The 13,755-nt window shown below is 73.0% G+C and carries 11 protein-coding genes; 2 read left to right on the forward strand and 9 right to left on the reverse strand.

Annotated features, from left to right (window positions below; translation table 11 throughout):
* Positions 1 to 17 precede the first annotated feature (17 nt).
* Complete coding sequence (locus AB0G84_RS26015; RefSeq protein ID WP_361325460.1) at positions 18 to 782, reverse strand: ABC transporter ATP-binding protein; 765 nt, start codon at positions 780 to 782, stop codon at positions 18 to 20.
* 390 nt (positions 783 to 1,172) lie between these two features.
* On the opposite strand from AB0G84_RS26015, the gene AB0G84_RS26020 reads away from it, so the two are divergent.
* A complete protein-coding gene (locus AB0G84_RS26020) occupies positions 1,173 to 1,646 on the forward strand; it encodes a carboxymuconolactone decarboxylase family protein (protein WP_361325387.1) in 474 nt (157 codons plus the stop codon).
* A 16-nt stretch (positions 1,647 to 1,662) separates the two neighbouring features.
* On the opposite strand, the gene AB0G84_RS26025 is transcribed toward AB0G84_RS26020, so the two are convergent.
* The 6 genes from AB0G84_RS26025 to AB0G84_RS26050 all read right to left on the reverse strand — a co-directional run bounded on the left by AB0G84_RS26025 (position 1,663) and on the right by AB0G84_RS26050 (position 8,003).
* Complete coding sequence (locus AB0G84_RS26025; RefSeq protein ID WP_361325390.1) at positions 1,663 to 2,364, reverse strand: helix-turn-helix transcriptional regulator; 702 nt, start codon at positions 2,362 to 2,364, stop codon at positions 1,663 to 1,665.
* Between the two features lie 129 nt (positions 2,365 to 2,493).
* Positions 2,494 to 3,324 carry a carbohydrate ABC transporter permease gene (locus AB0G84_RS26030; RefSeq protein ID WP_361325393.1) on the reverse strand — a complete coding sequence of 277 codons (831 nt, stop codon included), beginning with the start codon at positions 3,322 to 3,324 and terminating at the stop codon, positions 2,494 to 2,496.
* 3 nt (positions 3,325 to 3,327) lie between these two features.
* A complete protein-coding gene (locus tag AB0G84_RS26035) occupies positions 3,328 to 4,251 on the reverse strand; it encodes a sugar ABC transporter permease (protein WP_361325396.1) in 924 nt (307 codons plus the stop codon).
* A complete protein-coding gene (locus tag AB0G84_RS26040; RefSeq protein ID WP_361325399.1) occupies positions 4,248 to 5,612 on the reverse strand; it encodes an extracellular solute-binding protein in 1,365 nt (454 codons plus the stop codon). The genes AB0G84_RS26035 and AB0G84_RS26040 overlap by 4 nt, the downstream gene beginning before the upstream one ends.
* Positions 5,613 to 5,692: 80 nt before the next feature.
* The gene (locus AB0G84_RS26045; RefSeq protein WP_361325402.1) at positions 5,693 to 6,373 is read right to left on the reverse strand and encodes a response regulator; all 681 of its coding nucleotides are present in this window, start codon (positions 6,371 to 6,373) and stop codon (positions 5,693 to 5,695) included.
* 46 nt (positions 6,374 to 6,419) lie between these two features.
* Complete coding sequence (locus AB0G84_RS26050; protein ID WP_361325463.1) at positions 6,420 to 8,003, reverse strand: sensor histidine kinase; 1,584 nt, start codon at positions 8,001 to 8,003, stop codon at positions 6,420 to 6,422.
* Between the two features lie 225 nt (positions 8,004 to 8,228).
* Between AB0G84_RS26050 and AB0G84_RS26055 the strand changes: the two genes are divergently transcribed.
* Entirely contained in the window at positions 8,229 to 9,647 is a 1,419-nt protein-coding gene (locus AB0G84_RS26055; RefSeq protein ID WP_361325404.1) for a cation:dicarboxylase symporter family transporter, read from the forward strand.
* Between the two features lie 145 nt (positions 9,648 to 9,792).
* Here the strand turns inward: AB0G84_RS26055 and glgB are convergent, their stop codons facing one another.
* Positions 9,793 to 12,030 (reverse strand): 1,4-alpha-glucan branching enzyme, encoded by a 2,238-nt coding sequence (glgB, locus tag AB0G84_RS26060; RefSeq protein WP_361325466.1) that lies wholly within the window; start codon positions 12,028 to 12,030, stop codon positions 9,793 to 9,795.
* 176 nt (positions 12,031 to 12,206) lie between these two features.
* A complete protein-coding gene (locus AB0G84_RS26065) occupies positions 12,207 to 13,715 on the reverse strand; it encodes a maltokinase (protein ID WP_361325406.1) in 1,509 nt (502 codons plus the stop codon).
* Positions 13,716 to 13,755 lie beyond the last annotated feature (40 nt).

Below are 13,755 nucleotides of genomic sequence, written 5' to 3' on the forward strand. Positions count from 1 at the left end.
GGCGGGGCGGGCCCGCATCAGCTGGTACGGCCCTTGGCGTCGAACATCCGCATCCGGTCCAGGACGGTGTCCGCGGTCGGCTGGTGGAGCTCCTCGACGATCCGACCGTCCGCGAGGAAGATCACCCGGTCGGCGTAGCCGGCCGCGACCGGGTCATGGGTGACCATGACCACCGTCTGCTCCATCGCCCGCACCGACTCCCGCAGGAAGCCCAGCACTTCGGCGCCGGAGCGGGAGTCGAGGTTGCCGGTCGGCTCGTCGGCGAAGATGATCTCGGGCCGGGAGGCCAGTGCCCGGGCGACCGCGACCCGCTGCTGCTGGCCGCCGGAGAGCTGCGCCGGGCGGTGCGCGAGCCGGCCGGACAGGCCGACGGTCTCGACGACCGCGTCGACCCACTCGCGGTCGGGCTTGCGGCCCGCGATGTCCATCGGCAGCGTGATGTTCTCCAGCGCGGAGAGCGTCGGCAGCAGGTTGAACGCCTGGAAGATGAAGCCGATCTTGTCGCGCCGCAGCCGGGTCAGCTGCTGGTCGTTGAGCGAGCCCAGCTCCACCTCGCCGATCCGCGCCGAGCCGGAGGAGAAGGAGTCCAGGCCCGCCATGCAGTGCATCAGCGTCGACTTGCCGGAGCCGGACGGGCCCATGATCGCGGTGAAGCGGGCCCTGCCGAACTCGACGGAGACCGAGTCCAGCGCGACGACCTGGGTTTCCCCTTGGCCGTAGACCTTGCTCAGGTCCGTCGCGCGGGCGGCGACGGCACGGGTGGGGGCGGGGGAGCCGGGCAGGCCCGGCGCAGCGGCCGTGTGGGACACGGGGACTCCTGGGAAGGGAAGGAAAACGGTGTCCCTATTCTCGAATGCGCAGGTCAGCGCGGTCTTCACCCGCAGGGACTGAAAGCCGGACCGGCCGGAAGTGCCACCCGTGCCCCCGGTGTCATTCTCTGGACGGACGCCCCTCAGCCCTGGGGCCGACGGGACGGGTCAGGGGCGCCGTGCCGCCATGGCGCCGTCCCTGAGGGGCGGGGCGCCGCCCCGGCAGCCGTTCCGCACGTCGTCGTAGCCGGTCCCCGCCGCGGGAGCGCCCTCAGGGAGACGCAGGTCACACTGGTCCTTGTCACATCCTGCAGGCCGGTTCCGTCAGAGAGGTGACACCACCGACAACGCAAGGAGCGCACCATGGATGCTCGCTTGAACGCCCTCGGTAACCCGGTCGCGGGCAAGTTCCTGAAGCACATCGTCTCGGCGGGCAAAGTGATCGCGGACTCGACGCTGCCCGCCGCGACGCAGGAGCTGGTGAAGATCCGCGTCAGCCAGATCAACGGCTGCGGTTTCTGCACCGACATGCACACCAAGGACGCCGCACACGCCGGGGAGACCTCGGTGCGCCTGCATCTCGTCGCGGCCTGGCGGGAGGCCACGGTGTTCACCGATGCCGAGCGCGCTGCCCTGGAACTGGCGGAGCAGGGCACCCGCATCGCCGACGCGGCCGGTGGAGTCACCGACGCGGCCTGGGCGAACGCCGCCCAGCACTATGACGAGGACCAGCTCGCCGCCCTGGTGTCGCTCATCGCCCTGATGAACGCGTTCAACCGCATGAACGTCATCGTCCAGCAGCCGGCCGGCGACTACCAGCCCGGCCAGTTCGGATAGCCGGCGCGGAAACGCCCTAGCGTTCCACCCGCTCCCAGAACGCCGCCAGGATGCCGTCGAGGAAGGCGCGCCCCGCCTCGCCGGATTCCCCGGTGCCGTCCCCGCCGCCCCAGCGGAGCGTCGGGGCCATGGCCGCCTGGTAGTCGGCGTGCAGCGCCTGCAGAACGCGCTGGATCCGCTCCTTGGGCAGCGGTACGAGCCTGCCGACCGGCCGGACGTAGGCCTGCCAGCGGGTGGTGGCGGCGCTGGTCAGCAGCGCGGCCAGCCTTCCGTCCCGGCCGGTGAAGCGCAACAGTGCGGGCAGCGGCAGGCCGAGGGCCCCGGCGAGCGCCGTGGCCTGCCGGTCGGTGCCCTGCCAGCTCCCGCCGGCCTCCAGTCGCTCGTACGCCCCCTGTTCCATCCCGATGGCCAGCGCCAGCGCGTCCGCGGCGAGACCGGCCGCCAGGCGGTACTCGCGCAGGGTGTCCGGGGCGCCGAGCAGGTCGCCGGGCGCGCACCACAGGGCGCCGGCCAGTGCGGTCAGTTCGCCTTCGGTGGGGGTGCCCTCGCCCCGTTCCCAGTCCGTCACGGTGGCCGGTGCGATCCGCAGCCCGTACGCCGCCCAGATGCCGTAGGCGACATGGGTGGGCGTCATACCGAGGGCCTCCCGGTGCCGGCGGGCGGCCTCGGCGTCGAAGGGGGGTCTGCGCGGCTCCCCGGCGGGCGTGGTCACCGGCACACGGTAGGTGACGGGGCGGCGCCGCACCTATCGTGCCAAGGCCCAAGGCTGAGCGTCGTAGGAAGCTACCAGTCGGCCGGTCCGGCCGCGGAGCCCCGCCCGCAGGCGGCCGGACCCGGACGGCCGGCGCTACCCCTTCACCGCCCCGCCCAGGGCGAACCCGCCGCCGAGCCGCCGGGAGATGAGCAGGTGGAGCAGGACGACCGGTGTCGAGTACAGGACCGAGAACGCGGCCAGCTCCCCGAAGGCGATGGCACCGTAGTTGCCGAAGAAGGTGAAGATGCTGACCGAGGCGGGCAGTTGCTCCGGGGAGAGCAGCAGCATGAAGGGGACGAAGAAATTGCCCCACATCATGATGAAGGTGTAGGTCGCCACGACCCCGACGCCCGGGCCCATCAGCGGCAGGACCACCCGCAGCAGCGTCTGCGGCCAGGAGGCGCCGTCCGTCCACGCCGCCTCCTCCAGGACCCGGGGCACCCCGTCCATGAAGTTCTTCATCAGCCAGATGGCGAAGGGGAGTTGCGCGGCGGCCAGGAACAGCGCGGTGCCGGACCGGGTGTCGATCAGATTCACCTGCACGAACAGCCCGTAGACCGGGACCATCACCGCGGTGATTGGCAGACAGGTCGCGAACAGGATCGTCAGCAGGTACGGGCGGGCGAAGCGGGAGCGGTACCGGGAGAGCGGGTAGGCCGCCAGCGCCGCGCAGACCACCGTCAGCGCGGTGGCGCCGCCGCAGATCAGCAGGCTGTTGAGCATCGGCGTGAAGGTGATCTCGTCGGTCAGCACCGCCGAGAAGTTCCGCAGGGTCGGCGCCTTCGGCAGCCGCACCCGCAGCGTCGCCTCCGCGTCCAGCGACGACAGCACCAGCCAGGCCAGCGGGACCGCGAACGCCCCCGCGACCAGGAGCAGTCCGGCGTCGGCGGCCCGCTGGTGCAGGACCCGGCGGGGGAGCGGCACGGCTCAGCCCTCCTCGCGCAGCAGGCGCAGGTAGACGGCCGAGAACGCCGCGCCCACCAGCAGCAACAGCAGCGCCACCGCGGTGCCGTAGCCGATCAGCGACTTCAGGAAGGCCTGGTCGTACATGAACACCGGCAGCGTCTGGCTGCGGTCTCCCGGACCGCCGCGGGTCATCGCCCAGATCAGCCCGAAGACGGACAGCGTCTGCAGGGTATTGAGCATCAGATTGGTGCCGATGGAGCGGCGGATCATCGGCAGTGTGATGTGCCACAGCCGCCGCAGCCCGCCCGCGCCGTCCACCGCGGCGGACTCCTCTACCTCCTGGGGTATCCCGGCGAGCGCCGCGGAGTAGATCAGCATCGAGAAGGCGGTGCCCCGCCAGACGTTGGCGCACGACACGGCCAGGATGGGTAGCGTGAACAGCCAGTTCTGGGTGGGCAGATGGAGCCAGGCCAGCAGTGCGTTGAGGGTGCCGCGCCGCTCGAAGAAGGTGTACAGCAAGAACCCCGCGACGATCTCCGGCAGCACCCAGGCGGTGACCACCACCGCGCCGGTGAGCGCCCGTACCGGCCGGGAGGCGCGGCGCATCAGTCCGGCCAGCGCCAGGCCCAGGGTGTTCTGCCCGAGGATCGAGGAGACCACGGTGAACACCAGGGTCAACACCACCGCGTTGCGGAAGGCCGGATCCCCCAGTGCGTGGCGGAAGTTGGCCAGGCCGACGAAGGACGCCGACTCCTGCCCGGTCAGCTGGGTGTCGGTGAAGGCGATGACCACGCAGTAGCCGATCGGGCCGGCGAGGAAGAGCAGCAGCAGGACGGTGGCCGGGGCCAGCGGGGACCACCGCAACAGCCGGGTGCGGGCCGGTGCGCGGCGCCCCGTGCGCGGGCCGGCCGCCGCCGGCGCCGTGCCGGTCGTGGCCGCGGTCATGGCCTGGCTGCCGTCCGGCCGTCCACCACGGACGGCAGCGCCGCGTCGTAGTCCTTGGCGGCCTGCGCCGGCGAGGAGTCGCCGGCGGTGACCGCCTCCATCGCCTCACCGATCGCCGCGGCGACCTTCGGGTAGGCGGGCAGCGCCGGCCGGTAGCGGCTGATCGGGACCAGCCCGGTGAAGAAGCCGATGCCGGGCACGGACGTCCGGTAGCGGGGAGCGGCCGCGACGTCCTTGCGCACGGCGATCTGTGCGCCCCGTACGCACCACTCCAGGGCGTTCTTCCTGGACTGCAGGGTCTGGATCAGCTTCCAGGCGAGAGCCGGCTGTTGGGCCCGCTGCGGCACCGACCAGGTCCAGCCGCCGGCCAGGCTGACCCGACCGGGCGGCGCGCCGTGCTGGGTCGGGAACGGCGCCTGGCCCAGCGTGGTGGACCAGGCGGGCCAGGGATTGCCGCCGCCGGTCCGCTGCCACTGCTGGCCCAGCCAGGAGCCGTCCAGGTCGATCGCGAGCTTCTCCTCGGGCAGCAGCTGGGTGGCCACATTGGTCTGGATGTTGGGGCTGAGCGCGTCGGAGACGTCGGGGCCCAGGTGCTCGGAGTAGACCGTGTCGAGGAAGGCCAGGCTGTCCCGGAAGCCCCTGGTGCCGGTGACCCACTTCCGGCTCGCCGGATCGTAGAGCGGGTCCTCGCCGGTGCCGTAGAGCAGCATCTCGAAGCCCTGCATCACGGCGGCCTCGCCCGCGCCCTTGCCGGTGAAGACGTTCAGCGGGACGACGCCGGGCACCTTGCGCTTGATCGTCCGGGCCGCGTCCAGCACCTCGTCCCAGGTCCTGGGCCGCCAGTCGGCGGGCAGCCCGGCCTTGTGGAAGATCTTCTTGTTGAACCACAGCCCGCGGGTGTCGGTGCCGTCCGGGACGCCGTACGTCTTCCCGTCCTGCCCCCGGGCCGCGGCCTTCGCGGCCGGCTCGAACTGCTTCCAGTCCGGCCAGTTGGCGACCCGGTCGTCCAGTGGCCGCAACAGGCCAGCCGTGATGTCGGAGTTGACCAGGAAGGTGTCCTCGTAGACCAGGTCCGGCGCGGTCCTGGGGGAGCGCATCATCTGCTGGATCTTGGTGTAGTAGTCGTTCTCCGACGCCTGGATCGGGATCAGCCGGACTTTCTTGCCCGGGTTGTGCTGCTCGAACTCCTCCGCCACCAGACGGAGGTAGTCGTCGCGGACGGTGACCTTGCCGTTGGTGTCCTTGATGAAGGCGACCTTGACGGTGTTCTCCTCGCTCCCGGACCCGCTGCCGCAGGCGGTGAGCGTGCCGGCGGCCACGACGGCGGCGGCGAGCAGGATCTGCGGGGCGGTGGGGCGCACGGCACGACCTCCAGCGGCTGGCCACGGTCAATCAACCACGGTGCACTGTCCGCTGAAAGTAAGTCACCGGTCACACCGGGTCAATGCCCCGACCAGCGATAGCGCAATTCGGGCCGGCCGACCTGGCCGTACTGGGGGGCGCGGACGGCCCGGCCGCTCTCCACGAGGTGCTCCAGATAGCGGCGGGCGGTGATCCGGGAGATGCCCACATCGGCGGCCGTCTCGGTCGCGGTCAGCCCGGCCCCGGCGGCCCGCAGCGCCTCGGTCACCGCCCGCAGAGTGGCCGCGGTCAGCCCCTTGGGCAGCGCGGCCGGGCGCGGGGCGCGCAGCGCCGCGATCGCCCGGTCCACCTCGTCCTGCCCGCTGGCCTCCCCGGAGGTGGCGCGGAACTCGGCGTAGCGGACCAGCCGGTCGCGCAGGGTGGCGAAGGTGAACGGCTTCAGCACGTACTGCACCACACCGAGCGAGACGCCCTCGCGCACCATCGTCAGATCGCGGGCCGAGGTCACCGCGATGATGTCGGCGGTGTGGCCGGCCGCGCGCAGCGTCCGCACCAACTGCAGCCCGTGGCCGTCCGGCAGGTACAGGTCGAGCAGCAGCAGGTCCACGGGGTGCTGGTCGAGGTGGCGGCGGGCGTCGCCCATGGAGTGCGCGGTGCCGGAGACGGTGAAACCGGGCACCCGCCCGACGTACAGGGCGTGCGCGGCGGCGGCCACCGGGTCGTCCTCGACGACCAGGACCCGGATGTCGGAGGGGCTCACCGGGCACATCCTGCCGCGCCCGGACGGCCCGCACGGGGCGCCGCGCTCATACCGCCGCCCCCCTGCGCAGCGGCAGCCGTACGGTGAACCGCGCGCCGCCCTCCGGCGCCCGGTCCAGCGCCAGGGCGCCGCCATTGCGCCGTACGGCCTGCTGGACCAGGGCCAGGCCCAGGCCGTGGCCGTGCGCGGCGGGGGCCCGCTTGGTGGTCCAGCCCCGCCGGAAGATCTCCTCGGCGGCGTCCGGGGCCACCCCGGGCCCGTTGTCCGCCACCCGCAGCAGCAGCTCGCCGCCGTCCGCCCGGGCGGTCACCCGCACCAGCGGGGGCTCCGCGGCCCCCTGCTCCCGGGTGGGAGCGGCGGCCTCGATGGCGTTGTCGAGGAGGTTGCCCAGCACCGTCACCAGGTCGCGGGCCGGCAGACCGGGCGGCAGCAGCCCGTCGTCGATCCGGCTGTCGGGCGTCAGGGTCAGCTCCACGCCGCGCTCGTTGGCCTGTGCGGCCTTGCCCAGCAGCAGCGCGGCGAGCACCGGCTCGGCGACCGCGCCGACGACCTGGTCGGTCAGTGCCTGGGCCAGCTCCAGCTCCGCGGTGGCGAACTCCACGGCCTGTTCGGCCCGGCCCAGCTCGATCAGCGAGACCACGGCGTGCAGCCGGTTGGCGGCCTCGTGCGCCTGTGAGCGCAGCGCCTCGGCGAAGCCCCGCACCGAGTCCAACTCCCCGGAAAGCGCCTGGAGTTCGGTGTGGTCGCGGAGGGTGACCACACTGCCGCGGTGCTCCCCACCGGAGACCGGCGCGGCGTTGACGACCAGCACCCGCTCGCGGGCCAGGTGGAGCTCGTCGACCCGCGGCCCGGGCGCCAGCAGCGCCTCGGTCAGCGCCTCCGGCAGCCCCAGTGCGGTGACCGGCCGGCCCACCGCGTCCTGTGACAGGCCCAGCAACTCCCGCCCGCCGTCGTTGATCAGGGCCACCCGGCGCTCCCCGTCGAGCATCAGCAGCCCCTCGCGCACCGCGTGCAGGGCGGCCTGGTGGTAGTCGTGCATCCGGCTGAGCTCCTGGGCGTTCATCCCGTGGGTGTGCCGCCGCAGCCGGGCGTTGATGACGTAGGTGCCCGCGCCGCCCAGCGCCAGCGCCGCCGCGGCCACCCCGGCCAGCGCCAGGACCTGGTTGCGTAGCTGTTCACTGATGGTCGCGATGGTGATCCCGGAGCTGACCAGCGCGGTGATCCGGCCGCCGCGGGCCGGGTCGTGGACCGGTGCGACCACCCGCACCGACGGGCCCAGCACCCCCATGTGCGTCTCGGGGAAGATCCTGCCGTGCAGCGCCGGGCCGATGTGCCCCAGGTACTTCTTGCCGATCGCGGACGGCTCCGGGTGCGTCCAGCGGGTGCCGTCCGGGGCCATCACCACCACGAAGTCCACGCCGGAATCGTGCCGCAGCCGCTCGGCGTACGGCTGGAGCGCCGCGGTGGGGTCCTTGCTGCGGGCCGCGGTCACCACGGCCGGGGAGTCCGCGACGGCGGTGGCCGCCGCGGTCGCCTGCCGCCGGGCGGTCTCCTCCGCCTGCCGGCCGGCGCTGACGTATGCGAAGACCGCGCACCCGACGACGACCACCGCCACCAGCACCGCCTGCATGGCGAAGAGCTGCCCGGCGAGGCTGCGGGGGCCGCGCAGTCGGCCGGGCCACCAGGGCCCGCGGGGTCGGGGGAGTCGCATACAGAACAGTCTGCACGGTCAGCTTTTGCGTGAACGAAATGTACGCAAGGGTGACGTGCGCCACAGCGCCGTGCATAGTCGCCGGGACTCGTTGTGTGGCAGAGCCGCAGATCAGCGCACAACCGTAGACCCGAGGAGGCAGCCGTGGCTGCACAGACCCCGTCGCAGGGGGGCACCACCGAAGTGACCGCGCCGGCGAAGCGGGACCGGACCCACTTCCTCTACATCGCCGTCATCGGGGCGGTGCTGCTGGGCATCGCCGTGGGCTTCGCGGCCCCCGGAGTGGCCGTCCAGCTCAAGCCGCTCGGCACCGGGTTCGTGAACCTGATCAAGATGATGATCTCGCCGGTCATCTTCTGCACCATCGTGCTGGGCATCGGCTCGGTCCGTAAGGCCGCCAAGGTCGGTGCGGTCGGCGGACTGGCCCTCGGCTACTTCATGGTGATGTCCACCGTGGCCCTGGCCATCGGCCTGGTCGTGGGCAACGTCCTGGAGCCCGGTTCCGGGCTGCACCTGACCGAGAGCGTGCGGCACGCCGGCCAGGCCCAGACGTCGGGCGGCGGCGAGTCGCTGCCGGAGTTCCTGCTCGGCATGATCCCCACCACCCTGTTCTCCGCCTTCACCCAGCAGGAGGTGCTCCCGACGCTGCTGGTGGCGCTGCTGGCCGGGTTCGCCCTGCAGTCGCTGGGCACCGCCGGCGAGCCGGTGCTGCGCGGGGTGGGACACCTGCAGAAGCTGGTCTTCCGGGTGCTGTCCATGATCATGTGGGTGGCGCCGGTGGGGGCCTTCGGCGCCATCGCCGCGGTGGTCGGCGAGACCGGGCTGGACGCGCTGAAGTCGCTGGCCGTCATCATGGCCGGGTTCTACGTCACCTGCCTGCTGTTCGTGATCGTGGTGCTGGGCACCCTGCTCCGGCTGGTCGCCGGGATCAACGTCTTCCAGCTGCTGAAGTACCTGGGCCGCGAGTTCCTGCTGATCCTCTCCACGTCCTCGTCGGAGTCGGCGCTGCCCCGGCTGATCGCGAAGATGGAGCACCTGGGCGTCAGCAGGCCGGTGGTCGGCATCACCGTCCCGACCGGCTACAGCTTCAACCTCGACGGCACCGCCATCTACCTGACGATGTCCTCGCTGTTCGTGGCCGAGGCGATGGGCAAGCCGCTCGCGCTGGGCCAGCAGATCTCGCTCCTGGTCTTCATGATCATCGCCTCGAAGGGGGCGGCCGGCGTCACCGGCGCCGGCCTGGCGACGCTGGCCGGCGGTCTGCAGTCGCACCGCCCCGAACTCGTCGACGGCGTCGGCCTGATCGTCGGCATCGACCGCTTCATGAGCGAGGCCCGCGCCCTGACCAACTTCGCGGGCAACGCGGTGGCCACCGTCCTGATCGGCACCTGGACCAAGGAGATCGACCGGTCCCGGGCCGCCGAGGTGCTGGCCGGCCGGATCCCCTTCGACGAGCGGACGCTGGCCGCCGACGAGCACGGCGGCGCGGCACCGGAGCCGTCGGAACCGGGGGTCGTCGCGCCGCGGGATGGCGGGGCGGAGAAGGAGACCGCCAAGGCCTGAACCGGGCCGTGCAGGAGGGGAGGAGGGGCGGACGCCGGCCATGGTGTCCGCCCCTCCGGCGTGGAGCGGGCGGGGCGTCCGGCGCAGCGCGCGGACCCGGCGCCGGCGGGTGCCGGGTCCGGCCGCGCCCGGCCGTGCGGCGGGCTCAGTCCGGCCGCAGCCAGACGGTCGCCAGGGGCGGGAGCACCGCGGAGAGCGAGCTGGTGCGGCCGTTCCAGGGGGTGGACTCGGGCTTGAGGAGACCGGAGTTGCCGACCCCGCTGCCGCCGTAGCGCGGAGCGTCGGTGTTGAGGACCTCGCGCCAGGCGGGGACGTCGTCGGGGACGCCGAGCCGGTAGGCGTGCCGGACGACGGGCGAGAAGTTGGTGACCGAGATCAGCGGGGTGCCGTCGGCGGCGAAGCGTAGGAAGGAGAAGACGTTGTCCTCGCCGGCGTCCCCGTCGATCCACTGGAAGCCGGCCGGGTCGGTGTCCCGCTCCCAGAGCGTGGGGGTGGCCGCATAGCACCGGTTGAGGTCGCGGACGAGGTCGCGGACGCCACGGTGGTCCGGCTCCGCCTCGTAGGACGGGTCGAGCAGCCACCAGTCCGGGCCGTGGCTCTCCGCCCACTCAGCTCCCTGGGCGAACTCCTGCCCCATGAAGAGGAGTTGCTTGCCCGGATGAGCCCACATGAAGCCCAGGTAGGCGCGGTGGTTCGCGCGCTGCTGCCACCAGTCGCCGGGCATCTTCGACACCAGCGCCCGCTTGCCGTGCACGACCTCGTCGTGGGAGATCGGCAGGACGTAGTTCTCGGAGTAGGCGTAGATCATCGAGAAGGTCATCTCGCCGTGGTGGTACTTGCGGTGCACCGGCTCCTTGGAGACGTAGCCCAGCGAGTCGTGCATCCAGCCCATGTTCCACTTCAGCCCGAAGCCCAGCCCGCCGAAGCCGCCCGGCCCGACGTGGTGGGTGGCGCGGGTGACGCCGTCCCAGGCGGTGGACTCCTCGGCGATGGTCACCACACCGGGGCAGCGCCGGTAGACCGTGGCGTTCATCTCCTGGAGGAAGGCCACCGCGTCGAGGTTCTCCCGCCCGCCGTGGACGTTCGGCGTCCAGCCGCCGTCCTCGCGCGAGTAGTCCAGGTAGAGCATCGAGGCGACGGCGTCCACCCGCAGCCCGTCGATGTGGAACTCCTCGCACCAGTACACCGCGTTGGCGACCAGGAAGTTGCGGACCTCGGTGCGGCCGTAGTCGAACTCCAGGGTGCCCCAGTCCGGGTGCGCGGCCCGCGCCGGGTCCTGCGGCTCGTAGAGCGGACGGCCGTCGAACTCCGCGAGCGCCCAGTCGTCGCGCGGGAAGTGCGCCGGCACCCAGTCCATCAGGACGCCGATGCCGGCCTGGTGCAGCGCATCGACCAGGTACCGGAAGTCGTCGGGCGTCCCCATCCGGGCGGTCGGCGCGTAGAAACCGGTCACCTGGTAGCCCCAGGAACCGCCGAACGGGTGCTCGGCGACCGGCATGAACTCCACATGGGTGAAGCCGAGGTCCTTGACGTAACCGGGGAGCTGCGCGGCCAGCTGGCGGTAGGTCAGGCCCGGCCGCCAGGAGGCCAGGTGCACCTCGTAGACGGAGAACGGCGCCCGGTGTACCGGCCGCTCACCGCGCCGGGCCATCCAGTCGGCGTCCTGCCAGTGGTAGTGCGACTCCTCGATCACCGAGGCGTTGGCCGGCGGGCACTCGGTCCGCCGCGCCATCGGGTCGGCACGTACGGTCTTCGACCCGTCCGGCCGGGTGATCTCGAACTTGTACAGCTCGCCCTCGCCGAGGCCGGGCAGGAAGAGCTCCCACACCCCGGAGGAGCCCAGCGACCGCATCGGGTGGGCGGTGCCGTCCCAGTAGTTGAAGTCGCCGACGACCCGGACGCCCTGGGCGTTGGGCGCCCAGACCGTGAAACGGGTCCCGGTCACGCCCTGGTGCTCCATGATCCGCGCTCCGAGCGCCTGCCACAGCTGCTCGTGCCGGCCCTCGCCGAACAGGTGCAGGTCCAGCTCGCCCAGCGCGGGCAGGAAGCGGTAGGGGTCGCCCACCGTCACCGCGCCCTCGCCGTAGTCGACCAGCAGCTCGTAGTCCGGGACGGTGCGCAGCGGCAGCACCCCGGCGAACAGCCCGTCCCCCTCCGACCGCAGTCCCGCCCGCAGCCCCGGGGCCAGCACGGTCACGCTCCGGGCGTACGGCCGCAGGACGCGGATCAGCAGTCCACCGCGCACCGGGTGGGCGCCCAGCAGCCCGTGCGGGTCGTGGTGCGCGCCGGCCAACAGCCGCCCGCGGTCTTGCGCGCAGAGCGGTGCGGCGGCCCGGACCCCGTGCCCGCCGGCGGCCGGCGCCGCAGTGGGGGCGGGGCCCACAGCCGGGGCGGAGGCGGCTGCGGCCTCTCGGGGTACGGGCGGCAGGCCGACGGCGGGTGCGGTCGCGGGGGTGGTATGGCGGGACGGCGGACGGGCGGTCACGAAGGGGCCTCCTCGGGGCGGTTCTGCGGCGGCGGGGTGGTCGAGTCGGAGCTGTGGGCGGTCGGTCCGGTCCCTCACCCCCGGCCGTCGGGCCCGGTGGCGCGGGCCGGGCCGCCGCCGTCCACGCCCACGGCCGGCTCCCCGCCCGCCGCCAGCCGGCGGATCGCGGCCATCGGGACACACAGCCAGTCGGGCCGGTGGCGGGCCTCGTAGAGCACCTCGTACACGGCCTTGTCGGTCTCGTAGGCGCGCATCAGTTCGGGCGCGGAGCGCGGATCGAGCCCGCCGGCCTCGGCGTACCCCAGGCAGTAGGCCGCCCGGGTGCGCCGCGCCCACTCCAGCGCCCAGGGGTCCCCGCCGGCCGGCCCGCTGCGCGCGGCGTAGTCGAAGGACCGCAGCATCGCCGCGACGTCCCGCACCGCCGGCTGGAGCCGGCGCCGCTCGGCCAGCGGGCGGGCCGGTTCGCCCTCGAAGTCGATCAGTGACCAGCGGCCCTCGTCGGCGGAGCGCAGGGTCTGCCCCAGGTGCAGATCGCCGTGGATGCGCTGGGCGGCCCAGCTGCGGCCGTCGTGTCCCACCGCGGCCAGCGCGTCGAAGGCGGTGCGCAGCCGTGCGCGGTAGGGCTGGAGCACGGGTACGGCCCGGGCGGTGGCCTCCAGCCGCTCGTGCATCCGGGCGGCGATCACCTCCAGTTGCGGGCGGCGCAGCTCGGTGGTCGGCAGGGTCTGGGCGAGCGCGGTGTGCACCTCCGCGGTGGCGTGTCCCAGCGCCCGGGCCGACCCGGTGAAGTCGGCGCGCACCGCCAGCGCGTTGAGCGCCAGCTGCCAGCCGTCCGCCGAGCCCGGCAGGAAGGGCTGGAGCACCCCCAGCGTGGTGGCCTCGCCGCGCTCGTCGGGGGTGGCCGACTCGAACCAGGCGGCGGGCGCCGGCACCCGTGCGCACTTGGCGCCCGCCAGGGCCCGCGGCAGTTCCAGATCGGGGTTGACGCCCGGTTCGACCCGCCGGAACACCTTCAGGATGAACGATTCGCCATAGACGATGGAGGAATTGGACTGCTCCACCGCGATCGGCCGGGCCGGCAGCCCGGAGGGGATGTCCGCCGCCGGCTCGCGGCAGAAGCGCAAGCCCCCCATCCGGCCCGGCACCCGCAGCCGTTCCAGCAGCAGTCCGCACAGCCGGTTGTCCAGCAGCGCGTCGTAGACCGTACGGCTCCGCAGCGGGCCGCCGCCCGGGCGGCCGATCACCGCCGGCGCCAGCTGCGGGGGCGGCGCTGGGTGCACCCCCAGCAGGAGCTGGTAGCAGTCGCCGCCCGCCGGGGTGCGGCTCGGCGGGGCGCTCTGCTGGGCGCGCACCAGCAGCTGGAGCAGGCCCGGAGCGGTGCCGCCGCCGGTGCACGGCAGCAGTTCGGTGGCCGAGAGCAGGGTGAAGCCGGTCAGCAGCCGTCCCTTGCCGGCGAACCAGCGCTGGCGCGGCACCCATTCCGCGAGCAGGGGTACCAACGAGGACAGCAGATCGGGGGCGGTGACGAGCGGGCGGTGGTCTGGGCTTTTGCGGGTGGCACGGGTCGGGGCGGTGTCCGACATGGCGTCGCGTCCTTTCCCCGGGCACACGACAGGTAGCGCA

The sequence above is a fragment of the Streptomyces sp. NPDC020742 genome, assembly GCF_040641675.1.
GTDB lineage: Bacteria > Actinomycetota > Actinomycetes > Streptomycetales > Streptomycetaceae > Streptomyces.

Excerpts from the sequence above, each read along its gene's own strand:
- AB0G84_RS26020 (WP_361325387.1), top strand. The coding sequence starts at position 1,173 with ATGGATGCTCGCTTGAACGCCCTCGGTAACCCGGTCGCGGGCAAGTTC.
- AB0G84_RS26065 (WP_361325406.1), bottom strand. The coding sequence starts at position 13,715 with ATGTCGGACACCGCCCCGACCCGTGCCACCCGCAAAAGCCCAGACCAC.
- AB0G84_RS26035 (WP_361325396.1), bottom strand. The coding sequence starts at position 4,251 with ATGACCGCGGCCACGACCGGCACGGCGCCGGCGGCGGCCGGCCCGCGC.
- AB0G84_RS26050 (WP_361325463.1), bottom strand. The coding sequence starts at position 8,003 with ATGCAGGCGGTGCTGGTGGCGGTGGTCGTCGTCGGGTGCGCGGTCTTC.